26 protein-coding genes are annotated in these 20,630 nt (G+C 57.0%); 12 read left to right on the forward strand and 14 right to left on the reverse strand.

All coding sequences use genetic code 11. The features are described 5' to 3' along the window. Positions 1-6: 6 nt before the first annotated feature. Positions 7-714 (reverse strand): nucleotidyltransferase family protein, encoded by a 708-nt coding sequence (locus AV059_RS09195; protein ID WP_058994125.1) that lies wholly within the window; start codon positions 712-714, stop codon positions 7-9. A 75-nt stretch (positions 715-789) separates the two neighbouring features. Between AV059_RS09195 and AV059_RS22375 the strand changes: the two genes are divergently transcribed. The 3 genes from AV059_RS22375 to AV059_RS09205 all read left to right on the forward strand — a co-directional run bounded on the left by AV059_RS22375 (position 790) and on the right by AV059_RS09205 (position 2,023). After that, entirely contained in the window at positions 790-948 is a 159-nt protein-coding gene (locus tag AV059_RS22375) for a hypothetical protein (protein ID WP_195156645.1), read from the forward strand. A 41-nt stretch (positions 949-989) separates the two neighbouring features. Then, positions 990-1,175 carry a hypothetical protein gene (locus AV059_RS09200; RefSeq protein ID WP_004959004.1) on the forward strand — a complete coding sequence of 62 codons (186 nt, stop codon included), beginning with the start codon at positions 990-992 and terminating at the stop codon, positions 1,173-1,175. Positions 1,176-1,282: 107 nt separating this feature from the next. Beyond that, on the forward strand, positions 1,283-2,023 hold the full coding sequence (locus AV059_RS09205) for a DUF429 domain-containing protein (protein ID WP_058994127.1): 741 nt from the start codon (positions 1,283-1,285) through the stop codon (positions 2,021-2,023). A gap of 127 nt (positions 2,024-2,150) precedes the next feature. Here AV059_RS09205 and AV059_RS09210 read toward each other — a convergent pair whose 3' ends face one another. From AV059_RS09210 to AV059_RS22380, 3 genes are all read right to left on the reverse strand, one after another. Beyond that, complete coding sequence (locus tag AV059_RS09210) at positions 2,151-2,345, reverse strand: cold-shock protein (RefSeq protein WP_004515391.1); 195 nt, start codon at positions 2,343-2,345, stop codon at positions 2,151-2,153. 2 nt (positions 2,346-2,347) lie between these two features. Then, complete coding sequence (locus AV059_RS09215; protein ID WP_004515390.1) at positions 2,348-2,542, reverse strand: cold-shock protein; 195 nt, start codon at positions 2,540-2,542, stop codon at positions 2,348-2,350. Between the two features lie 196 nt (positions 2,543-2,738). After that, entirely contained in the window at positions 2,739-3,011 is a 273-nt protein-coding gene (locus AV059_RS22380; RefSeq protein ID WP_195156646.1) for a hypothetical protein, read from the reverse strand. Between the two features lie 49 nt (positions 3,012-3,060). Here AV059_RS22380 and AV059_RS09225 point away from each other — a divergent pair, with 49 nt between their 5' ends. Continuing rightward, positions 3,061-3,585 (forward strand): hypothetical protein, encoded by a 525-nt coding sequence (locus tag AV059_RS09225; protein ID WP_058994130.1) that lies wholly within the window; start codon positions 3,061-3,063, stop codon positions 3,583-3,585. On the opposite strand, the gene AV059_RS09230 is transcribed toward AV059_RS09225, so the two are convergent. After that, positions 3,577-6,642, reverse strand: coding sequence for an FAD-binding and (Fe-S)-binding domain-containing protein (locus AV059_RS09230; protein ID WP_058997529.1), 3,066 nt, complete (start codon positions 6,640-6,642; stop codon positions 3,577-3,579). The genes AV059_RS09225 and AV059_RS09230 overlap by 9 nt on opposite strands. 220 nt (positions 6,643-6,862) lie before the next feature. Here AV059_RS09230 and AV059_RS09235 point away from each other — a divergent pair, with 220 nt between their 5' ends. Both AV059_RS09235 and AV059_RS09240 read left to right on the forward strand, forming a co-directional pair. Further along, positions 6,863-7,363: an Hsp20/alpha crystallin family protein gene (locus tag AV059_RS09235; RefSeq protein WP_058994133.1), complete on the forward strand. Its 501-nt coding sequence runs from the start codon at positions 6,863-6,865 to the stop codon at positions 7,361-7,363. 153 nt (positions 7,364-7,516) lie between these two features. Beyond that, positions 7,517-8,191, forward strand: coding sequence for a class I SAM-dependent methyltransferase (locus tag AV059_RS09240; protein ID WP_058994135.1), 675 nt, complete (start codon positions 7,517-7,519; stop codon positions 8,189-8,191). On the opposite strand, the gene AV059_RS09245 is transcribed toward AV059_RS09240, so the two are convergent. Continuing rightward, a complete protein-coding gene (locus tag AV059_RS09245) occupies positions 8,192-8,437 on the reverse strand; it encodes a hypothetical protein (RefSeq protein WP_058994137.1) in 246 nt (81 codons plus the stop codon). Positions 8,438-8,535: 98 nt separating this feature from the next. After that, positions 8,536-9,105 (reverse strand): hypothetical protein, encoded by a 570-nt coding sequence (locus AV059_RS09250; RefSeq protein ID WP_079990748.1) that lies wholly within the window; start codon positions 9,103-9,105, stop codon positions 8,536-8,538. Positions 9,106-9,421: 316 nt separating this feature from the next. Here AV059_RS09250 and AV059_RS09255 point away from each other — a divergent pair, with 316 nt between their 5' ends. Next, on the forward strand, positions 9,422-10,669 hold the full coding sequence (locus AV059_RS09255; RefSeq protein WP_058994141.1) for a site-specific integrase: 1,248 nt from the start codon (positions 9,422-9,424) through the stop codon (positions 10,667-10,669). Positions 10,670-10,681: 12 nt separating this feature from the next. Here the strand turns inward: AV059_RS09255 and AV059_RS09260 are convergent, their stop codons facing one another. From AV059_RS09260 to AV059_RS09265, 3 genes are all read right to left on the reverse strand, one after another. Continuing rightward, positions 10,682-10,870, reverse strand: a complete 189-nt coding sequence (locus tag AV059_RS09260; RefSeq protein WP_058994143.1) for a hypothetical protein — start codon at positions 10,868-10,870, stop codon at positions 10,682-10,684. After that, on the reverse strand, positions 10,867-11,013 hold the full coding sequence (locus AV059_RS22055) for a hypothetical protein (RefSeq protein WP_154021022.1): 147 nt from the start codon (positions 11,011-11,013) through the stop codon (positions 10,867-10,869). The genes AV059_RS09260 and AV059_RS22055 overlap by 4 nt, the downstream gene beginning before the upstream one ends. A gap of 507 nt (positions 11,014-11,520) precedes the next feature. Then, the gene (locus tag AV059_RS09265) at positions 11,521-11,820 is read right to left on the reverse strand and encodes a hypothetical protein (protein ID WP_058994144.1); all 300 of its coding nucleotides are present in this window, start codon (positions 11,818-11,820) and stop codon (positions 11,521-11,523) included. Between the two features lie 148 nt (positions 11,821-11,968). Between AV059_RS09265 and AV059_RS09270 the strand changes: the two genes are divergently transcribed. Then, positions 11,969-12,259, forward strand: coding sequence for an HTH domain-containing protein (locus tag AV059_RS09270; protein WP_228841773.1), 291 nt, complete (start codon positions 11,969-11,971; stop codon positions 12,257-12,259). Positions 12,260-13,307: 1,048 nt separating this feature from the next. Here AV059_RS09270 and AV059_RS09275 read toward each other — a convergent pair. Continuing rightward, on the reverse strand, positions 13,308-14,210 hold the full coding sequence (locus tag AV059_RS09275) for a hypothetical protein (RefSeq protein ID WP_228841774.1): 903 nt from the start codon (positions 14,208-14,210) through the stop codon (positions 13,308-13,310). 52 nt (positions 14,211-14,262) lie between these two features. Here AV059_RS09275 and AV059_RS09280 point away from each other — a divergent pair, with 52 nt between their 5' ends. From AV059_RS09280 to AV059_RS09290, 3 genes are all read left to right on the forward strand, one after another. Further along, positions 14,263-15,213 (forward strand): hypothetical protein, encoded by a 951-nt coding sequence (locus tag AV059_RS09280; protein WP_058994147.1) that lies wholly within the window; start codon positions 14,263-14,265, stop codon positions 15,211-15,213. A gap of 58 nt (positions 15,214-15,271) precedes the next feature. Further along, a complete protein-coding gene (locus AV059_RS09285; protein ID WP_058994148.1) occupies positions 15,272-15,880 on the forward strand; it encodes a hypothetical protein in 609 nt (202 codons plus the stop codon). 178 nt (positions 15,881-16,058) lie between these two features. After that, positions 16,059-16,580 carry a hypothetical protein gene (locus AV059_RS09290; RefSeq protein ID WP_058994150.1) on the forward strand — a complete coding sequence of 174 codons (522 nt, stop codon included), beginning with the start codon at positions 16,059-16,061 and terminating at the stop codon, positions 16,578-16,580. A gap of 7 nt (positions 16,581-16,587) precedes the next feature. Here the strand turns inward: AV059_RS09290 and AV059_RS09295 are convergent, their stop codons facing one another. Both AV059_RS09295 and AV059_RS09300 read right to left on the reverse strand, forming a co-directional pair. Beyond that, on the reverse strand, positions 16,588-17,187 hold the full coding sequence (locus AV059_RS09295; RefSeq protein WP_058994152.1) for a site-specific integrase: 600 nt from the start codon (positions 17,185-17,187) through the stop codon (positions 16,588-16,590). A 112-nt stretch (positions 17,188-17,299) separates the two neighbouring features. Beyond that, a complete protein-coding gene (locus tag AV059_RS09300; protein ID WP_154021023.1) occupies positions 17,300-17,800 on the reverse strand; it encodes a hypothetical protein in 501 nt (166 codons plus the stop codon). 508 nt (positions 17,801-18,308) lie between these two features. On the opposite strand from AV059_RS09300, the gene AV059_RS21595 reads away from it, so the two are divergent. Continuing rightward, the gene (locus AV059_RS21595) at positions 18,309-19,502 is read left to right on the forward strand and encodes an HNH endonuclease signature motif containing protein (RefSeq protein ID WP_079990749.1); all 1,194 of its coding nucleotides are present in this window, start codon (positions 18,309-18,311) and stop codon (positions 19,500-19,502) included. A 525-nt stretch (positions 19,503-20,027) separates the two neighbouring features. Here AV059_RS21595 and AV059_RS09310 read toward each other — a convergent pair. Further along, positions 20,028-20,627, reverse strand: coding sequence for a hypothetical protein (locus tag AV059_RS09310; protein WP_154021024.1), 600 nt, complete (start codon positions 20,625-20,627; stop codon positions 20,028-20,030). Positions 20,628-20,630: the final 3 nt, after the last annotated feature.

Consider the following 20,630-nt stretch of genomic DNA (forward strand, 5'->3'; position numbering starts at 1 on the left):
GGCCGCTCAGTCCAGTCGCCCCTCGACGGCGTCGATGTCGCCCGGTTCGTTGACGTTGTGACACCACCCGTCGAGTTCGACCGCCTCGACCCGGTGGCCGGCGCTCAACAGCAGGTCGATTGCGTCGGGCAGTTCGTACTCGCCGCGCTCGGAGGGGCGCGTCAGCGCGCAGGCGTGGCCGATGGCCGGTTCGAAGATGAAAAAGCCCCGCGTGACCAGCGTTGACGGCGGGTCCGACGGCTTCTCGACGAGGCCGGTTACCCCGCCCTCGTCGTTGGTCGTGACGACGCCGGTCGTTCTGGCCTCGGCCCGCGACACGCTCTCGACGAGTAGCGTCGCGCTGGCGTCGGTCTCGTGGTGTCGGTCAAGCACGTCGCCAAGGTTCGCCCGGCAGACGTTGTCGCCGTTCAGCATGACAAAGGTCCCGTCGACGGCGGAACTGGCCTGTTCGAGCGCGTGGGCGAGCCCCAACTGCTCGTCCTGCCGGACGTACGCTATCGGTGTGTCTCGGTACTGCTCGCCGTAGTGGGACACGATGTCGTCACCGCGGTAGCCGATAACGACGACCAACCGGTCGACGCCGAGTGACCGCAGCGTATCGAAGCAGTGTGTCAGCAGTGGCTTTCCGTCCACCTCGACGAGTCCCTTCGGTCTGTCCGCGGTGAGCGGCCGCATCCGCGTCCCTTCGCCGGCAGCGAGTACGACGCCGTCCATATCCGGCCCCACGCTCGGGCCGGCTAAATGCCTGTGGGCGAGCGGATTTTGTCTGTGGCCCGCCAACCTCGACGCATGGTCGAGGAGTGTGACACCTGCGGCCGGTCGGTCACTGTCGAGGAAGCCATTCGCCGGGAGACGTTCGGTGACCTCGACACCAACCGCTGGCAGACGCTGTGCTGTCCGAATTGCGGTGCGCGGCTCCGGACTGTCTTCGTCAGGCCGGACGCCTGACGGGGAAAGAGACAGGTGGCAGTGGCGTGTGACTCTAACACATGGAAGACGAAGCGTGGCGCTCGGTCGACATCATCCGGGACAACGACGGCATACCGCACGTCCTCCAGCAGAAGATGCTGGTGTTCACCAGCGGCGTCTCCGAGGAGTCGGCTGGCTACACCAAGCCGGCGATGGAACACCGGCTCGTCCCGCTCAAGGACCTCACGAAATTCGGTCGGTCATGACCTTTCGTCGGGGCAGTCAGCGCTTCGACCGATAGCCCGAAGACCGACTGGTTGGCCAAAAAACACCTCGGGATACACTTTTGCGCCCGTCGGAACGAGTATCAGTAATGGCGGAACCGCTGTACGTCGGCGTCGATCGAAGCGACGAGTCCTGGGTCGCTGTGGCGTTCACCGGCGACGGCTTCGACCACACGTCCGTGTTCGATAGTATCGGCGCGTGCTGGGCAGCTTACGAGGAGCGCGCCCGCCGGATTCTGGTCGGGGTGCCGATTGGACTTGTCGAATCCGGCGAGCCGGACCGCCGGTGTGATGAACTCGCTCGGTCAGTCCTCGGCGACCGAAGCACGACGGTCCGCACGCCGCCGGTGCGAGAAGCGACCCGGAAACAGCGCTACTCGACGGCCAATCGCGTCCACAAGCGCAAGACTGGACACGAACTCTCCGAGCGGGCGTTCGCACGGAGCGACAGCCTCGCCCGAGTCGACGAACTCCTGCAGGAACTGCCCGAGGCCGCCGCTGCCATTCGGGAGTCTCATCCGGAAGTCTGCTTCCGAGCACTTGGCGGCGAGCCGCTCACTCACCCGAAGCACACTGCCGGAGGGTACGCTGAGCGGATGCGGATTCTCGCGCATTACGACCGTGACGCCGCCCCGACAGTCCAGAAAGCCGCCGAAGCGACCGGTGGCACAGCGGTGGCCGTCGACGACGTGCTGGACGCCGTCGCTCTCGCGTACACAGCACAGCCGGGTGATGGAGAACTGTACACGCTCCCGCCCGAGCCGCCGCGAGATGCGACGGGGCTGCCGATGGAAATCGTCTATCGGACAGCGTCGCCACTGATCACGTAGTGACGCGCCGGCGAGCGCTGTTGCTCGTCGTGAGTTATGTACGTGCCAGCGACACTGCCGTGTACGCTATGGTACACCGCGACCGCTGACAAGTGATTATAATGCTAGACTGAAGACAGATGCCGTCTTACAGTCGCGTGAGGTTGGTCGCACGCGGACCCTTGTCCGCCTGCTCGATGTCGAACTCGACTTCCTGCCCCTCTTCGAGGTCAGGGCCGCCGACGTCTTCCATGTGGAAGAAGACGTCTTCGTCCGCATCGTCGGTTTCGATGAAGCCGTAACCACCAGTGTCGTTGAAGAAGTCGACAGTGCCTTCCGCCATTGTTAGAGCCTCGTGACGTTGTTGGCGCGCGGACCCTTGTCCGCCTGCTCGATGTCAAATTCGAGCTCCTGTCCTTCCTCGAGGTCCGGGCCGCCGATGTCTTCCATGTGGAAGAAGACGTCCTCGTCCGCGTCCTCAGTGTCGATGAAACCGTAACCGCCAGTGTCGTTGAAGAAATCAACCGTTCCTTTCGCCATTGCAACCAAAGAGATGCCAGCACCACGGATAACAGTGTCGGTACGATGCTCTGGTGGGAAACAGAGCTATCCGGCCGCTGTCTGGCGATTATGGGGTGTGTAATACTGGCATACCACACACGCCGCCGCCCCTCTCGGCTGGCTGTGGACGCTCCGGTGTCACGTTCGGTCGTACCGTCTCACTAACCGACTGGAATCAGACACCGGAACCCCCAATCGTAACTATGCACCGTGGCGCACGGGACCGTCTCGTCGGCGACGGGCCGGGAATCCCCGACGACCGGCGTGACAGCGTTTTCGACCCGCGGGCGACACGCACGGCGGCGGACTCCATCTCGTCGAGACGCTCGTTACGGGTTTCGGCGGCGATATCTCTCTTGCCGACACCGCCAGCAAACCCGACACGACCTTCCCCGACACCGACCTTGATGGCGCACACTTCGTCGTCGAACTCCCGCAAGCGTGACACCTGTCCGCACGACCGACGTTTCTTGATTGTGGGGGGCACAGTGAGGCGTATGTTCCCTCGCTTGCGTGCACAGGGTCCGACCGTACTTATCCCGCTGGCGTGGCTGCTCGTGGGGCTGGCCCATCTCAATGTGGTCACTGACCGGACCGTGTTGATATTCCACATCGTTGCCGCCGTCCTCATCGCTGCTTTCGCCGTCCTCTCGTGGGACGAGATGGTGACGGGCGTCCTCCGGATCTGGCGCGATATTCTGCTCGTTGGACTCCTGCTCACCGTCGGCGGCATCGTCGGTTTCCTCTACGCTCCGCTCCGGGTTCCGTTCCTGACGACGACAATACTGGGGTGGCTGGCTGTTCCGGGCGTCGGCCTCTACTACACTGGGAAGCACGTTCCGGCAGGCCAGCGGATGTACACGGCTGGCGCAGTGCTGAGCGTTCTCGGTGCGGCGGTGTACGCCGGCGCGCTGTTCCCGCCGGCGGAAACCGCGTTGCTCGCCGGCATCGGACTTGCGCTGGTCGGCCAGACGGTCGGCATCGTTCAGGCGGTTCGCCAGCCCGACGAACCGTCAGGCTAGGGCCGCATCGAGCTTCTCCACCGGATGCGGCGGCTCGCCGTCGCTTTCGTCCCAGTCGTCCAGTTGCGTGCGACAGGACGCGCCGGGCGCGACCACCGTGTCGCCGCGGCTCTCGCCGATCTGGTCAAACAGGATGGAGCCGATGGCCTTGCTCATCGAGAAGTGCTCGGCCTCGTAGCCGAAGGAGCCGGCCATGCCACAACAGCCCGAATCTAGCGGGTCCACGTCGTAGCCGGCCCGCCGGAGGACGCCGACGGCGTGGTGGTCTTTCTTCGTCGCCTTCTGGTGACAGTGGCCGTGGTAAGTCAGCGTCTCGGCTGGCACGTCCCAGTCGGCGCTCTCGTCCAGCCGGAAAGTATCGAGGTACTCACAGACCCCGTAGGCATTGGCCGCGAGCGTCTCAACGTCCTCGCCCGACAGCAGGTCCAGATAGTCTGACTGGAACATCACGGCGTCGCTTGGTTCGACCAGCACTACGTCCCAGCCCTCCTCGACTGCGGGGGCGAGCGCGTCTACGTTGTCCCGCGCGGTCGCTCGGGACTGGTCGAGAAAGCCCTTCGAGTGAGCGGGCCGCCCGCTGTCGGTTCGGTCAGCCAACTGGACGTGGACACCCGCGGCTTCGAGCACGCGGACGGCGGCTTTCCCGACCTCGGGATGGCTGTAGTTCGTGTACGTATCAGGGAACAGCAGCGCCCGTCGCTCGGCCTCGTCGGCCGGGACCTGCGGACCGCGTTCGTCGAACCAGTCCTGTAGCGTCATCCGCTGGAAGCTCGGGAGTGTCCGGTCCGGGGCGATACCGACCGCCTTTTGAAGAATGGTGCGAGCGCCCGGGACCTTCGTCGCGAGGTTCGACAGCGGCGCGAACGCGCTTCCGAGTCCGGCAAGCGCGTCGACGTTCGCGAACAGTTTGTCCCGGAAACTGGAGCCGTGTTCCTGATGGTAGGCGTGGGTCACCTCCGCTTTGAGCTTCGCCATGTCGACCTCGCTCGGGCAGTCCTTCGCACACCCCTTACAGCCGATACAGAGGTCGAGCACCTCGTGCATGAACTCTTCGTCCGTAGGGTCGTCCGGCAGGTCGCCGCTCATCGCTTGCCGGAGCATATTCGCCCGCCCCCGCGTCGTCGTCATCTCCTCCTCGGACGCGCGATAGGTCGGACACATCACGCCGCCGGTCGTCTCCTGGGGGCCGCGACAGCCGCCACAGCCGTGGCAGAGTTCGACCATCCCCTGCATTCCGTTGTCGTTGTCCCACTCCAACGCGGGGTCGAAGCCGGCGTTGAACTCGTACTCCGGTGAAAAGCGGAGGTTCTCGGTCATGTCGACCGTGCGTGCCCGCTCGGGCATCGCGCCGGACTCGACCTCACTTGCGTCGACACCGACGACCTGCCCGGGGTTGAGCAGCCAGTCGGGGTCGAACGTCGATTTGAGTTCTTGGAACGTCTCCCAGAGGTCTGCGCCGTAGAGCTTCTTGTTCCACTGCGTGCGGGCGCGCCCGTCGCCGTGTTCGCCCGAGACGCTCCCGCCGTATTTCACCACGAGGTCCGTCACTGCGTCGGTGATGGACTCCATGGTCTGGACGCCCTCGACCGACTTTGTGTTGATGAGTGGGCGGATGTGGAGCACGCCGGGGCCAGCGTGGGCGTAGAAGGAGGCGAAGGTGTCGTGTTCCTCCAGTATTTCCTGAAATTCGGCGACGTACTCCGGGAGGTTCGCCGGCGGGATGGCGGTGTCCTCGATGAACGAGCCGTGTTTTTCGTCGGTCGTCCGCGAGAGCAGTATCGGGAGGCCGGATTTGCGCATTTTCCAGAACTTCTCGCGTTTTGCCTCGTCGTGGGCTTCCATCGCGTCGAACGCCCGTATCGGCGTGTCAACGACGGTCCGGTTCGCGGTCGGGTTGGCGACGGGGTCGACGCCGTTCGTTCGGTCCGCAAGCAGGTCGGCGACCTTCTGTCGCCCGCTCTCCTCGTCGTCGGCGTAGAACTCCACGATGAGGACCGCTCGGGTCCCCTCAGGCAACATCCCGACCACGTCCTCGAACTCGGCGGTGTCCCGGGCCAGGTCAATGAGCACGTCGTCGAGCACCTCGACGGCCGCCGGGTCGTGTTTGAGGATGTCCGCAACGTCTTCCATGGCCTCGATGAGTCCCTCGTAGGCGAGCAGGCCCATCGACTTGGTCTCGGGAATCGGCTCCAGGGACACCTCGGCCTCGGTGACAATTGCGAGGGTCCCCTCGCTGCCGGCCAGCAGCGAAGCGACGTTGATGGTCCCGTCCTGTGCGTCGTCGAGCACCCAGTCGAGGTTATACCCTGAAACGTTGCGCTTCAGGTCCGGGTAGTGGCTCTCAATCTCCTCGCCCTCCTCCGTGAGTATCCGCTCGATTTCGGCGTAAATCTGCGCTTCGAGGTCACCGCTGGGGTCTGCTCGGTCGCGTAGTTCCTCGCGGGTGACCTCCCCGAACGTGGTGACGGTGCCGTCCGCGAGGACGACCTCGCACTCTTCGATATAGGCGTCGGTCTTGCCGTACTGCAGGGAGTGTGCGCCGGTGGAGTTGTTACCGATAGCGCCGCCGAGGACGCTCTTGTCGCCCCACGCTGGGTCCGGCGCGAACTTCAGCCCGTGGTCGGCCAGCTCCCCGTTCAGGTCGCCGAGCTTGATGCCCGGCTGGGCCCGCGCTCGCCGGTCGTCGGGCCGCGCTTCGACGAGGTCGTTCATGTACCGCGAGAAATCCAGCACGACGGCCTCATTGACGGTCTGGCCGGCGAGGCTCGTCCCGCCGCCCCGCGGCAGAACCGGAATCTCTCGCTGTGCGCAGTAGGACATGACCGCGGCCACGTCCTCGGTTGACTGTGGATAGACGACGCCGATGGGCAGCACCTCGTAGAGGCTGGCGTCGGTCGCGTACAACTGTCGCGAGTACTCGTCGAACCGGACCTCGCCGTCGACGCGCGCCTGTAGGTCATCGACGAGGCCCGACCGAGCGACGGTGTCGTTCTGATAGTCGTAGTTCGATACCTCGTCAGCTGCTGGGTCTATCCGGTTGCCGGAATCGGTTGCCATGGTGTGTGTCGTGTCCAGTCGCCCGGCCACCGACGGACCGGGTACTCGGCGGTTATCTGTGGCTGTTCTAGCTGTACGCCTGTCAAAACAGTTCCGCTACGGTATCCCATCACGCGCTTCCGAGTCGGCCGAATGCAGGCTGTGGACGGTGCTTCTGCCTCCCTATGATAGCACGTGTTACGCAACTGTTACTATCTACAACAGCCTATATAAGGTGATTATGACACCCAGCAACGACCCCTTCGAGACGATGCTCCGACTCTTCGCACAGACGCAACAGGAAATGATGAGCGACAGTTTGGGCCGGCGGACGGGTAGCGATTCGGGACGCCGAATGTTCGACGCTCCCGAAAACCGCGCCGACCGACCAGCCGCTAGCACGCGCTCGGTCGACCACCGCCAGCACGGCATCGACACGAACCTCCACGTCGACGAGACCGACGACGGGTACGTCGTGATGGTCGACCTCCCGGGATTCGAGCGCGATGACCTCTCCGTTCGCTTCGAGGATGGCGTCCTCAGCATTCAGGGTGAGACCACGGTCGCTACGGAGACCAGCGACGGCGCTCGCCGACACAGCCGACGGGTCGCCGAGCGAGTCGCCGTTCCCCAGCCGGTCGTGGACGACGACATCACTGCCACATACCACAACGGGGTCCTCGAAGTAACGCTGCCGCGCGCAGACGACGCCGACGACTCGAACCGGATTGATATCGAGTAGACCCGCTTTTCGGCTGTTGTCCGTCGATGTTACACAACTATCTCAGTGCACACCCTTAGCGACCTGCTATTCCAGTATTAGTCAGCTACTGCTCTCTTATCGCCTCTATAGTTTCCTGTGACCTCCCTCGATTGCGTGCTGTGAGGGCGTAATATGTCAGAAGCGACCTGGGACGTTCAGGACGGCGCAATCGTCGAGCGGCCACGGAACGTCCGGAAGCACCCGCTGTTACACCGAATCTACGAGCGACACGACGAGCTACTAGCCGAACAGCTCCCGGCCGGTCGGACGCTCGAACTCGCGTTCGGCCAGCACATGCATCCCCGGGCCGACATCGGGCTGGAAGGCTGGCCGTCGAACGCCGAAACCGTCCGCAAGCCGGCGCTAGCCGGCGACGCCCGCGCGCTGCCGTTCGACGACAACTCCTTTGACGCCGTTATCGGCCGCCGGTTCCTCCATCACGTCCCGCCCGCGGACCGCCCGGAGATAATTCGCGAAGCCGCCCGCGTTCTCCGCCCCGACGGCCGCGTCGCCCTGCTCGAAGGAACGCCGGGGCTGTACCGCAAGCTCACCAAGGGTGCCGCGTTCCGGCTGGGGCTTCTGGAGGAGGACACCGATATCTACGGCCACCTCTCGGAGACCGCCGTCACCGACCTCGTCTCCGACTCGTTCAAGATCATAAAGAAACAGACGCTCGGATCACCGCTGATGCTCGCGAGCATCTCCGAGTCGGACGTATCGGCGCGGCTTCTCGACCTCTACGAACGGACGCAGTTCGTCAAGTGGTGGACGCTCGTGGTGGGCGAGCGTCCCGAGTCTGTCGCGTGACTACAGGTCGACAGTCACACGCAGTTCGCTGTCAGTTATCGTTCCGACGGCGTCGGCGGCGACCTTGATATCGTCCTCGTCGGCATCACCGAATCCGAGTCCCTGCACCCAGGCTTCGGTGAGATCGGGCTCCGGCTCGACGTACGCGACCTGCCTTTCCGGGTCGACCTCGGTCACGATACCGATCTGTTCTCCCTGTGCGTCCATGAGAAACTTTCCCTCGTCTTCTGTCGATAACACTGCCATTTCATCTGACACCACTGGCCGGACCCAGTAATAAACGTCGGTCACGCCACTCCGCCAGCTTGCCCTTTCCCCTTGCTAGTAACATCCGCTCTTGCTCGCTAGTACCGCGAGAAGTTCTCGTCGGGGTAGACCCCTTCGTCAGTGATATCAACCACGTCCAGCGTCGCCAGGCGACTGAGACGGTCCGCCGCGTCACCCTCGTCGATACCCAGTTCTACCGCCCGTGCCAGCACGCGGTCATGGCTGGGTACGGACTCGATGAAGCCATCACTGTCCGTCTCTGTCTCCTCCGCGATGATCGCCTTCAGAATGGCCCCGTGCTCCCGCTTCGACGGCGTGGTGCTGTCGCCGGTCCAGTCCACGCTTAGGGTCCCGTCTTCGTTGACGTGGGAGACGACGAATCCGTCCGGCAGCGCTTCCGTCACCGCCGCTACCAGCGCTGCCCGGTCGAGCCGCGCCTCGAACCGGAACCGCTTGCCGTCTTTGGACTGGCCGAGACTCCCGACGTTCGTCCCCGCTTCTGCTATGGCCTCCGAAACCGCGTCCGCGAGCCGGTCCTGTACTGACGCCGCGACGGCGTCCCGCTCCGCATCGAGGTCTGCGAGTTCATCGGTCAGGGTCGCGTGGCGCTCCATCTGCTCGTGTGCTGGCTCCTCTGTCATATCCATGCTACTCGTCGCCACGGAAGTACCTGTTCCGGTGACTAGGACGGACCGACACAACAGTTAGTCGTTCAGGATCACAGCCATGAGTCACAGTAACCGGAGATACAAAATCAGGATGCCGCCTCCCGGATTGTGAACCAGAGGAAGACGGACCGCTCGCTTCGCTCGCGGTTGCGACTTCCAGGGTTCAAATCACGGTCTGGTGCATGTCACTGCTCACCGACTCGGTCGCGTCGCTCTCTCGCTGGTTCGCAGGAAAATGCCGCCTCCCGGACCTCAACTGGTGGTTTACATGCCTATATGACAACCCCCGATGTAGATGACGAGAAACGCAGATCGTCGAATCGAGAATCTGCAGGAGCGCATCGAGCGCGCCGAAGAGATGAGTGGAGACGACCAGAACGTGTTGCAGGCCTTCGACAACAGACTCGCCCTGCTCGGGAGTCAGTACGGCAAGGAGCGCCGTGAAAAGCTCCTCAGGCACTGTGTGCGTATCGCCGAGGAAGTCGGTGGACTGGCTGACTCTCTTGACGACAAGCGAGCTGCCGAGGATATCGTCCGCTGGATTCACGACACCTACGACAACGAGGAATCCAACCGGGACTACCGCGTCGCATTCCGGATGTTCGGGAAGCACGTCACCGACGGCGACGAGATTCCCGATAGCATCTCGTGGGTCTCGGCAACTACGTCGAAGGACTACAACCCGATGCCGAACCCGGCGAAGATGCTCTGGTGGGAGGAACACATCTTGCCCATGCTCGACGAGTGCCGCCACGCCCGCGACAAGGCGCTCATCGCCGTCGCATGGGACTCCGGGGCCCGGAGCGGGGAACTCCGCAACCTCACCGTCGGAGACGTTTCTGACCACAAATACGGCCTGCGTATCTCCGTCGACGGCAAGAAGGGCGAGCGGTCGATTACGCTCGTCCCATCCGTCCCCCATCTCCGGCAGTGGCTGAACGTCCATCCGGGAAAGGACCAGCCGGACGCGCCCCTCTGGTCGAAACTGAGCAAACCCGAGGATATCAGCTACCAGATGAAGTTGAAGATTCTCAAGAAGCACGCTCGGAAGGCCGGAATCGACCACACCGAGGTAACGTTCACGCAGATGCGGAAGTCGTCGGCGTCGTATCTGGCTTCGGACGGTGTCAATCAGGCCCACCTCGAAGACCACCACGGCTGGGACCGGGGTTCGGACGTGGCTTCCCGGTACGTCGCTGTCTTCGGTGACGCCAACGACCGCGCTATCGCGCAGGCCCACGGCGTCGACGTGGAGGAAGACGAGTCTGATCCGATTGCGCCGGTCACTTGCCCGCGATGCCGGAACGAGACGCCCCGCGACGAACCCACCTGCGTCTGGTGCAGTCAGGCGATGGACGCGGCCGCGGTTGAGGAGATCGAACGAGAGCAGAAGGAGATTCGATCGGAGCTGTTGCAGATTGCTCACGACGATCCCGACTTCCTCGACAATCTCGACCGTGTCGAGCGGTTCATTGAGCTCGGTGATGAGAACCCCGAAATCCTCCGCGAGGCGCGGGCGTTCGCTGACGCCACCGAGAGCTGAAACGGACACCGTCTACACCTCCTCCTTCGCGCGCTCTATCTCGCTTTGCACGTCGTGAAGGGTGGGTTCGTTCCCGTACCGGATCAGCGCCTGTAGCGCCATCGCGCGGACGAACTCGTCGTCACCGTGCTTGATTATGCGGACGAGCGTGTCCTTGTTCTCTTGAACGAACTGGTCCCCAGCTGCGCTCTTCGCCGTCATTGAATCACCCCCTGCGGCGACAGTCCGAACTCACTCGGTCGGTGCGATGCGACGTGGTGGGAGACTCGCTTGTCCCGGAGGTCGATGCCACAGACCGGACACTCGACGAGTCGAATCTTGTCGTGGCCGAACCGCTCAATCATCCCGCTCACCCCCAGACTGGCGACTGTTCGGGTGGCATGCGATACTTCGCTGGGTCGACGTTAGCTCATCGTGTCTGAATTCCATCGTCCGATGAAGGCCGGTTAGGCCGGCGACACCGGACCGGGAGCGCGTCGTCCCCAAGTGCTAAGTATCTAGCTCTAGTAACTAAGAGTGGGAAGACATCTTCCCGGTCCAATCGATTCAAAACGTATGGCCCAAGCCTGGTGAGCTTGTCAGGGCCATACATTTGCACTTTACCACTTTTGAGAGTCATCTGTCTGAATCCTGTAAGTTGTTTGTTGGTTGTATTCTGCGTATTGAGTCCTTATTCGGTGATTTCACTTAGTTTCTGTTGATTAGTTAATAAGTTAATTAGTTAGTTAATTACTAAGCAATTCATCTCCGTTCCCGGATTGGTATTGTGCTGCATGTATATCCCATAGTGACTGGCTCTACTTAGTATATGTCAATGAATGAATAATTGATTGAATGAATGAGTGAATGGGTTAGTTACGCCTCCTACCGGGGTGTGTCTCAGTCTCCTCTCGGAGTTGAGAAAGGGCGTCTTCGAGCTTTGGGATAGCTTCTGTGCGGTCGTAATCCGGCCGGGTTAGCGCTCGGAGAGCGGGTTGGACGTGTTCGGTGGCAACGTGTGCGGCGAAATCGTCCGGGATAGCGGACTGTGGCTCCGCTGGTGGGTCGACCGAGAGCGCGGCGACCGCGGCCGCAGCACCGAGAAACTGCCGTCGTCTTGGGTCGTTCGTTGAGGCGATGCTTTCATTCCTATGTGTATCGTCAGCTGACATGGGTTCTTGATCTCCGAGAACCCGGCCCGCCTGGCCTAACAGGCGGGCACTTCTCAAACATTGTGCCCCGAGGGGCCGGTTTCTCTTACCATCTCCTATTCTGTGTAATGGTGATAAAGCTTCCCCATCACACACTGAGGAGATGGTGATGATCTTGGAGAAGTATTCACTATTTACATACGTGATGTGGTCGAAGGAGAGGACAGTGCCGGGGAAAGATCGTGACAAGGAGTCTGGGAAGTACACGACCAGCTACACGGACTCCGATTTCGTCGATGCAATTCGCCGACTTGACGGTATGGCTGGAACTTCTGAGATCGCCGACGAAGTAGGTTGTACTCGACGGACTGCGTACACTCGTCTCAAGTCGCTTGATGAAAATGGAGAGATCGAGAGTCGTGAAGTGGGGAACTCTCTCGTCTGGATTATATCCGAGTAGTTTACTGGTGTTTGTTATATGAAATGCGTCCTTTCGGTTCGGATGCTTTGTTGAAATCCTCAGTACACCACCAAGACAACCTCCGATTCTTTACTTTTCGGAAGCACGACCCTCTCCTCAACATAGAGGTGCGTCATTCGCCAATTTCAACGAAGACGAAGGTCTCCGAGCAGGGGTGATAACACCCCAATCAGAGGACAGGGAGGGCTAAGTAAACAGTCACGGTTACAGGTATTGGCACAGCGTTGGAAGAGCGACTAATCGAATGATGACTACGGCCGATCACGGAGAACCGCCGCTAAAGCACCCCTTCCGACCAACGATATTACCGCCTGCTTCGCGCTGCTTGAGTGCCCTCTATCCCTTGATATTGCTGCTCTTCGATCCCGGAACTACTGGGAAGCAGGGAATGTTACTGCTACCAGCCGCTTCTCGCCCCTCACTCAAGCAGAGATTTGCGCTGCTTGAGTCCCTTCTCTCCCGTGTTCTGGCTGCTCTCCGATGCCAACCACCGAGACCACCGTTTTAGCGGGGGAAACTACCGCTTGATTACCCCTTTCTGGTTGCTCTTCCCTGTCCGCTTCAGATCCAGCGGGAACGACCACCGCTCAGGGGGTGCTTTGGCCGTTGGTAGTTCTGTCGCTTAAGCGCTGCTTGAGGTCGCTCTTTTTCTGTTTTTGCTTCGGTCTGATGCCGACCGCTCAGACCGCGCTTGAAGAGGTGAAAATGCCTCCCTGAGTACCTCTTTCTGGTTGCTCTTCGCCCTTCGTTTCAAATTGAGCGGGAACGACCACCGCTCGGGAGGGTGCTCACCCCTCTGGTCGTTTTGCTGCTTGAGCGTACCTTGAGGTCGCTCTTTCCCCTGTTTCTGCTTTTTGCTGAGACAGGGCGAACGAGCAGCAAACAAGGGATCTATCCTCACTCCTATACCATTGATTGAGTGCCGCCTTACACCGCTCTACTGCTCATTTTCGCTTTAATTGACTTGCTAATATTCAAACTCCAGTTTCGGGTATCTACTGTAGAGCGCTTATTTTAGCGATGCTTTTTATATGTCAATCCCGCTCGTGACCTGATCCGGTGATAGCGACGAAACATCCATGAATCCGGAAAGTTCTTTCACCACTTCTTGAACGACAGATTGCAGTTCGATTTCTGGTACAACAATCTGGTAGGTGTTTTCGACGAATGCGTGGAACTCTTCTACCTCTCGTTGTACAGTTTCAACCATATCGTCTACCCCGTCATCAGAATGTTCCTGCAGGATTTCTATACTCTTGACGGTCATCTGTGCGAGGTATGAAGCCAACTGGTCTACGTTCCGGAGTGCTTCTTTAGTGAATCCTCGAATCGCATAATGCACTTCACTCAGTGTGAGCCGATATAGAACCGTTGAGGTAGATCGCAACCGATATAGATAGTGATTGTTGAGATATCGTGTACTTTTCCAGGCAGTCTTGTAATTGAGCGGGGTAGTGAACAAAAAGCACTCTACAACAAACAGACCGATTGATTTGTAGAACGCATCGAACCATTTCTCTTTCACCGCTTGTAGTGACTCTGCCTTTTTTGAGGCGTCCTGCAGGGCATCTGCAGTTTCTACCAGATTCCACCCTGCGATCGCCACGGCTACAACTGAACTACCTGTCGCTGCGGTACTCGCCATCCGAGCAAACTTGCCATGTCCTAGATAGATGCCGAGGTGGTCCTCGAGTACCTCAGTGATCTTCCGGAGTCGGCGTAGTGTTGTAGTATCGATCTCTCGCTTTGCTTGGATCAACATACGATCTCCTTCTGCGAGGTTGAAATCTAAGCTATTATCGTGTATCTCAGACAGGACACCGGCCAAGTCAAGTGCTGGTTTTCGCGTCTCTACTCTTGCATGCCGGTACAATCCGCCATCGAGACGGCTTACCGCTAAATTAACACGGTCAGCATTCAATTCGACCACATCTGCTAGGTAGTGGGAATGTATTTAACTCTTGTCGGTGAAAATAAATACAATGTCTGGTGATGAGGATACTGAGGAAACACCTCTTAGTCGTCGCACTGTCCTACTATTGTTAGGTGGGACTGTCGCCCTCGGCACTGTCGTGAGTAAGGATGATGAGGAAGCTCCCGATTTCTCGGGTGAAAAGTCTGAACTACAATACATAGCCGGGATTATTAATTCAACTGATCTTAGAAATCCCCTGAACAACTCTATGCTGCGTTCGACGATCGATACGGCCCTAAAGTCAGTGAACGCCTCACTCACTGATAAGGGGATAGACCCCACTGGAAAGACTGTATCCTCAACACCTTCCGTTGGAGCTGACAATATCAAACAGGCTCTACGGTACTATCAAGAGCTACAGCAGACCTTGGCTGAAGCTGGTTCTCTGAGTGAGAAAGTCGAAAGCCGTGAGATTGCCAGTATGTACACTGAATATTTCGATGGTAAATCAAACCAAGAGACCCACCTTCCCGATATTGATTCATCCCTTTCTAGATTCAGTAAAACGGTAAATACGCGTACTTTTAGCGATATACCAACCTCAACCCAGCAGCTCTTACCAGATCAGAGTCGGGTCAATTCGCAACTGAATCAGCAGAGGGCCGTCTATAAGAAACACGCCGATATGCAAGGACGATTCCCGAGCGTAATTTCTTCGATCAATAGCGGTATCGATGATTTCGAGCACTCGTCTTTCGACTCTGCGGCCCGCAGCTTCCAGCAAGCGAAGAATAAGGCAAGTGTACAGGTCAGTGATTCTCTAAAGGATTACAAGGTAACGTCATATTCCCTCTCACTGGGAGACTACAGTAATATATTCAGGCTATATCGGCGAGCTGCCGGTAATATGGCCGCTGCCTGTGCCGAAGGGCTGAACCGGAAAGAACGGAATCAGAAGATCGATCTCGGTATTAGAAAGCAGTTCAAAGCAAGAAGTCTGTTTGCTGACCGTGATTGATTTTAGCTGTCGGACTGCTTGGAGAAGACCTACCTACTAACAGGGGCCACCGGACTGTATGTCAGATCCCACAACGGTTCTCCAACGAGTCGCTCGCAATTTTGCTGACACGATTCCACAGGCCGATGCAGACGCACAGCACAGCCGGTGGAAGGCTGGCATCGGACCCTTCGAGGAGGAGAACCAGATTGAGATGATCTTGGACGAACTGCCAGCGGAACGCGCTGGTGAAATCAAGACCGAAGTTCCGTATCCGGGCAACCGACAACGGTGTGACCTAGTGGTCGAAGCTGACGGCGTCAGTCTCCCGATTGAGGCCAAGCTGCTCCGGTTCCGGCTGGATAACGGGAACATCGATCCCAATATGTACAAGAGCGTCTTCAGCCCGTTCCCCGAGCACAGCTCGTCGTCGATGCTCACCGACGCTCAGAAGCTCGTCGAGTCCGGCTTCGACCAACCGACCGGGCTGCTCGGGCTCTACTACGAGAAGAACGACGAGGAGTACGAGCAACTCCGGGCGGAGGCGATAGCCGAGAAGTTCCAACGTGACGTTTCGTACTGGTACGACATCAACATTGAGACCACGGCCATCGAGCCTTTCGATGGGCTCCAGCACCCGCACCACCAGCACGGCGCAGTCATCACTTGGCTGCTCTTGGATGACTAAATGCTCTGAGCTACGTGATTCGCTGCCCCTTGCGGTTTGAAATATCTGTTTTCGAGTCATTCCGTCGATGCGTTCCGCCATAACCCACCGGAAAGAGATGAACACTGCCGCTCTTGACGATTGGTCGCCCCTCCTAACATGTGGATTACAACCGAACCGGCACATATCACGGACACACATGGTTCAGTTCCACACATCCCCCTCGACGAAGGATTCCAATACTCAGCAGACTCCGCACGAGAACGAATCTGATGCGTTCAAGCGGCAGATCGGAGAGGTAGTTGTGACCCAGCTCAGTGGGGCGCAATCGGTTCGCGTCTGGTACGCCGATGGCATGATTCAGGTGGCAGAATCTGGCCAGTCAAGCGAACGGGCGAACCCAGTCACAGAGTCCTCTCCTTCCAGTGATAGGGAGACAGAGAGAAAAGCAGAAAATCTAGAGATAGCGTCCTCGCACCTAGCAGACTCACAGGCTGGCGACAGAGAGAGTTCTCTATCGGCGGATAGCGCGATATCAGGTCACGAATCGAACGGCCTTTCGAACGTTCAAAACCTCACAGAGAAGCAGGCCAAGGCGTTCCTGCTCTTGGAGCGGACAAATGGCGAGATCTCGATCAGTGAGTTAGCTGAACGAGCAGGCTATTCCAGCAAAGGTGGAGCCCACAGTGCGAAGGAGAAATGGCGAGACTCTCGGGCCTGATCTTAGCTCATGAGAGGGTTGTTCCCTCGAACTCCTCGTTGACTACGCCAGCGGTCGGCGCATTCAGATACGGTTCGATGGCAGAGAACGACGACCAGCCACCGACTTCCATCACTACACGGGGATTCATCCGCTCTCTGACGAGCAGTGTCTGAGCATAGTAGCGCCGGAGATCATGACTCGATACTTTTTTCCAGTCGGTATTTCCTGTCTCCTCCTCCACGCGTTCAGCTGTTTCCTTCACACGTCGCTGGACAGACCGCTCGGTCAGATCAATGATCGGATCGTCGCGATCAATCTCTTCGACGTTAGCATAGCGAAGGACTTCGCTTTCAACCTGCTCCGGGAGATATGCATCTCTGGGCTTCCCGCCGCTACCTTCGGTGTCCTTTCCCTCGGGAACGCGGAGCCGAGCATGCCCATCAACTTGTGTGATATGCTTTGGACAGACCTGAGGGATCTCAAAGGAGCGGAGCCCGACTTCACCGCCGAGCTGAACGATGAGCGAATCTCGATAGCTCCCAGCTGTCTGTTTAAGTTGCTTGTACTCATCCGGGGTAAGCCAGCAGCGATACGAGTGATGATTCTCGTTACGCTTGATTCGCATGGATAGTTCTCAATGACAAGTCCGACATCATAAACCACCGCTTGGGTCGAAGAAGTCAGCTATAGCCCGATATGACAGGTTTCGTGTCGTAGTTCTTGGTCAACTACGAAATTCAAATGAACCTCGTTGCAACCTCGTAACTCTCTGGTAGCTCGTCAATACGGATGTTAATGACTATTGGATGCACCCGATTGTCAGCCTCGGCAACTCCCTGTAGAACCTCTTTCTGATCTCGTTCCAGCTCCGCGTACTCTCCTGTCTTAACCTCAACCGGGAATCGATCCTTCTCATCTCGCAACTCACGGCGGGTTCGGCCACTAACTTCGCCCCTGTGGTCATACTCTATTTTATCTGATTTGTGGGCAGGGACCCACTCTGCTTCCATGATTCCATCCGGTCTTGAGGATATTGTCTCCCCCTCGGCTGTGATCATTTCGAAGTACGCACCGCGACGGGCAGACACCTTCACTGGAACCTCCTCTGCAACGTCGTGTTGCTTTTTTATATACGACTGAATAGCCTCTTTTACGGGACGTGGTACTCTTCTACCACCGAAAATTAGCGCCTCTCCAACTGATCCTTTTCTATTTGGGGTGAGGCTTGTTTCAATCATGCGTAAATCTCCTTAGAATCGATATCTCACTCGTACCATAATTGATCAACGTTATTGATCCAGGGAGCGTATCTTAATGCTATCAGCTATCTTGACGAACTCCGAATCAAATATTTCAATTAATACGGATGTAATTTGGTGTTGTGGTCAGAAATCCAGAATACAGCTTAATTATATATTAGAATAGTCCGATAAGACGCCTTTCACGTTCCTTGTACTGTCTTCTCAGATATAAGATGAACCGATTAAAGAGGTAATGGTATCCAAATAAGAAGTAATGTTTCCTGAGCCTCCAAATGATGGTCGGAACACGGTATTCTGCAAGACTTGCAGTGAGTGGGTACACACACGGGATTCCTGTGCTCGCGACTCAGATCACAAAACAGCACCACTATCAGTTTTGCGACTTCAACGTGATGGACCCTCTATTTTAGAAAGTATCGACGAAAACGGAAGTGGTGCCAATCCAGAGTCTCGACGGCAACATGGGATTGCGAAGTTTGACCCTATGGCTCACGCTAAAGGAACAAGCAGCACATTCGGGGCTACACAAGCGGTTTACTATTTAGATAATGAACATGCTCCTGCTGATGTTATCAAAAATTGGCTAGACGCAAACGAAGGTACACTTGCTGGCCGTGAACTAACGACTGAGAATATTACGCGTGTACTCTCAAAAACACGATTTAAAGAGGCATGGCAGAATCTTCGCGAAAAACACGACTTCGAGATTCTTGACGAACCTGATCATGCCGACCGCGGCGGAGGTCAAACTGAAAAAATAGAATGCTCACTTTGCGGTAAGAAGGTGAAAAGATTGCCCAATCACCTGCCAACTTGTACAGGCAGTTCAGATTCGGATGATTCTCTTGAGGAGGAGAAGGACAAAGATTTCCCTGATATTAGTGACCTTCGAGAGGGGGCCCGCTATAATCGGGAAGCCCTACATCAGGCGCACGGTGGTGCGAAGTATCGGGGAATCGCTCCGTCAGCAGACCACCCTTACATTTTCATCTTCACTGGAAAAGCAGGCGAAGAGCATGGTTATAAGGATGAATTCAGAGGCGATACGTTCATTTATACCGGCGAGGGGCAGGAGGGAGACATGGAGTGGTCAATGGGCAACAAGGCAATTCGAAATCATAAATCGACGGACACAGAATTACATCTCTTTGAGAGCAATAATGAAGCTTGGCAGGTTACCTATCTCGGCCAATACGAATGTGTAGATTGGTTCAAAGAAGCATTACCCGATCAAAGGGGGAATATGCGTCAGGGAATCCGTTTTAAATTGGATCCCGTCGAAAATAATGTTACAATCCCTGAATCCGATATCGACGATTTAGATATCGATCGTCTCTATGAGCAAGCAATTGAATCTTCCCCAGGAACTGGAAAAGAGTCTGGAGAGACGGCATCCACCTCTTCGAAATCACAAACGAGTTATACACGCTCGGAGATTGTAAAAAAGTACGCGCTGCGTGTTGCAGATGGGATCTGTCAGGGATGTGGCAAGGATGCTCCGTTTATTAGTAATGATGGTAATCCGTATCTAGAGGTCCATCATCTTCACCGTCGGAGTGATGGGGGCCCTGACCATCCAGATAATGTCATCGCCTTGTGTCCGAACTGTCACCGGAGAGTTCACCATGGGAAAGATGGTGCTGAGTTTAACGAGACCCTGGTTAAGAAAACTCAGTGAATTCTCGTTATTAATTAGAGCGCATGTTTGGGCTCTTCTCTATATCTAAGACCGTTTGATCAGTCACTCTCATAAACAGACTTCTTCAACAGCTGTGGCGCTGATAGCTGGATACAGATTCCTCTAGAACCATGGCGGATCGGGGTAGGAGGGGAACTCGCATCAGGCCGATCCCGATGTATACAATGGCCGCCACCGCAACCGCAACCGTGGGCGACAACACGGCACTTGCTTTTGTGAGCGATGCAACCAGGCCAGAAGTGATGATTCCCATACTTATATTTTGAATCGTTGAGAGTATTCGGCGAACTGTACTGGAGGTGTGATTCCCGTATCCGCAGTGATTCCCCTCTGAGGATTCGAACCCCATGTTCCAGAATTCACACCTTTTAACAGTAGCCGACTGGCCTGCCCGTCACATAGTAAGATAATAGACTTTTAGAATAAAAACAATGGCGGCATAGGTCAAGAACTTCATGATTATAAATCTAAATTTATCTCCTTATTTTCCCTCGCTACACATTCTTAGCCCTCTCTTTCTGAAAGCTCAATACCTCCTCCTATTTTTCGGGTCGCGTCATCGATCTCGACTTCTGATGGGTCCTTTTCGCCATTCAGCATTTCTACAATATCTTTGCGGGCGTCACCATACCTCAAAAATAAAGAAATCAGCGCTTCATGCGCGTTTACTGGCGCGTCATCGCCTTCTTCACGAAGATATGCAGTCAAGGACTTGGCATACTCTACAGCACGATAAAACTCGACCAGCTTCTCGACTTCCTTACTATCTAACTCGCCAATTTGGCTTGCATTCTGATTATATATTGTTGTTGTGAGGTGGCTTGGTGGCGGGATTTCTGATTTTGGTATTTTTTTATTTCGACCATCATATCCGTCTTCCACCCAGGCCTCTGCCAATTTATCCATTTTATCTATTGTGCTTATTTCGGCAGCTAGCGCAGACCGTATTGAAGCCTCTCTGTCTTTCGATTTCTTATGATATATCCAATAACTTCCGAAAACACCTATTACCGCCGCTATTAATATCAGAAGGTTACCGATGGCTGGATCTTGAAAACGACACCAAATGCCAGAGCATGCTATTTCGGTTGGAGTTGCGGACATTCG

Origin of the sequence: Haloarcula sp. CBA1127 (assembly GCF_001485575.1) — an archaeon.
Lineage (GTDB): Archaea > Halobacteriota > Halobacteria > Halobacteriales > Haloarculaceae > Haloarcula.

Bases quoted from the DNA above. Each gene is read 5' to 3' on its own strand.
- AV059_RS09195 (WP_058994125.1), bottom strand. From the start codon at position 714: ATGGACGGCGTCGTACTCGCTGCCGGCGAAGGGACGCGGATGCGGCCG.
- AV059_RS22375 (WP_195156645.1), top strand. From the start codon at position 790: ATGGTCGAGGAGTGTGACACCTGCGGCCGGTCGGTCACTGTCGAGGAA.
- AV059_RS09200 (WP_004959004.1), top strand. From the start codon at position 990: ATGGAAGACGAAGCGTGGCGCTCGGTCGACATCATCCGGGACAACGAC.
- AV059_RS09205 (WP_058994127.1), top strand. From the start codon at position 1,283: ATGGCGGAACCGCTGTACGTCGGCGTCGATCGAAGCGACGAGTCCTGG.
- AV059_RS09210 (WP_004515391.1), bottom strand. From the start codon at position 2,345: ATGGCGGAAGGCACTGTCGACTTCTTCAACGACACTGGTGGTTACGGC.
- AV059_RS09215 (WP_004515390.1), bottom strand. From the start codon at position 2,542: ATGGCGAAAGGAACGGTTGATTTCTTCAACGACACTGGCGGTTACGGT.
- AV059_RS09225 (WP_058994130.1), top strand. From the start codon at position 3,061: ATGTTCCCTCGCTTGCGTGCACAGGGTCCGACCGTACTTATCCCGCTG.
- AV059_RS09230 (WP_058997529.1), bottom strand. From the start codon at position 6,642: ATGGCAACCGATTCCGGCAACCGGATAGACCCAGCAGCTGACGAGGTA.
- AV059_RS09235 (WP_058994133.1), top strand. From the start codon at position 6,863: ATGACACCCAGCAACGACCCCTTCGAGACGATGCTCCGACTCTTCGCA.
- AV059_RS09240 (WP_058994135.1), top strand. From the start codon at position 7,517: ATGTCAGAAGCGACCTGGGACGTTCAGGACGGCGCAATCGTCGAGCGG.
- AV059_RS09245 (WP_058994137.1), bottom strand. From the start codon at position 8,437: ATGGCAGTGTTATCGACAGAAGACGAGGGAAAGTTTCTCATGGACGCA.
- AV059_RS09250 (WP_079990748.1), bottom strand. From the start codon at position 9,105: ATGGATATGACAGAGGAGCCAGCACACGAGCAGATGGAGCGCCACGCG.
- AV059_RS09255 (WP_058994141.1), top strand. From the start codon at position 9,422: ATGACGAGAAACGCAGATCGTCGAATCGAGAATCTGCAGGAGCGCATC.
- AV059_RS09260 (WP_058994143.1), bottom strand. From the start codon at position 10,870: ATGACGGCGAAGAGCGCAGCTGGGGACCAGTTCGTTCAAGAGAACAAG.
- AV059_RS22055 (WP_154021022.1), bottom strand. From the start codon at position 11,013: ATGATTGAGCGGTTCGGCCACGACAAGATTCGACTCGTCGAGTGTCCG.
- AV059_RS09265 (WP_058994144.1), bottom strand. From the start codon at position 11,820: ATGTCAGCTGACGATACACATAGGAATGAAAGCATCGCCTCAACGAAC.
- AV059_RS09270 (WP_228841773.1), top strand. From the start codon at position 11,969: ATGATCTTGGAGAAGTATTCACTATTTACATACGTGATGTGGTCGAAG.
- AV059_RS09280 (WP_058994147.1), top strand. From the start codon at position 14,263: ATGTCTGGTGATGAGGATACTGAGGAAACACCTCTTAGTCGTCGCACT.
- AV059_RS09285 (WP_058994148.1), top strand. From the start codon at position 15,272: ATGTCAGATCCCACAACGGTTCTCCAACGAGTCGCTCGCAATTTTGCT.
- AV059_RS09290 (WP_058994150.1), top strand. From the start codon at position 16,059: ATGGTTCAGTTCCACACATCCCCCTCGACGAAGGATTCCAATACTCAG.
- AV059_RS09295 (WP_058994152.1), bottom strand. From the start codon at position 17,187: ATGCGAATCAAGCGTAACGAGAATCATCACTCGTATCGCTGCTGGCTT.
- AV059_RS09300 (WP_154021023.1), bottom strand. From the start codon at position 17,800: ATGATTGAAACAAGCCTCACCCCAAATAGAAAAGGATCAGTTGGAGAG.
- AV059_RS21595 (WP_079990749.1), top strand. From the start codon at position 18,309: ATGGCTCACGCTAAAGGAACAAGCAGCACATTCGGGGCTACACAAGCG.
- AV059_RS09310 (WP_154021024.1), bottom strand. From the start codon at position 20,627: ATGTCCGCAACTCCAACCGAAATAGCATGCTCTGGCATTTGGTGTCGT.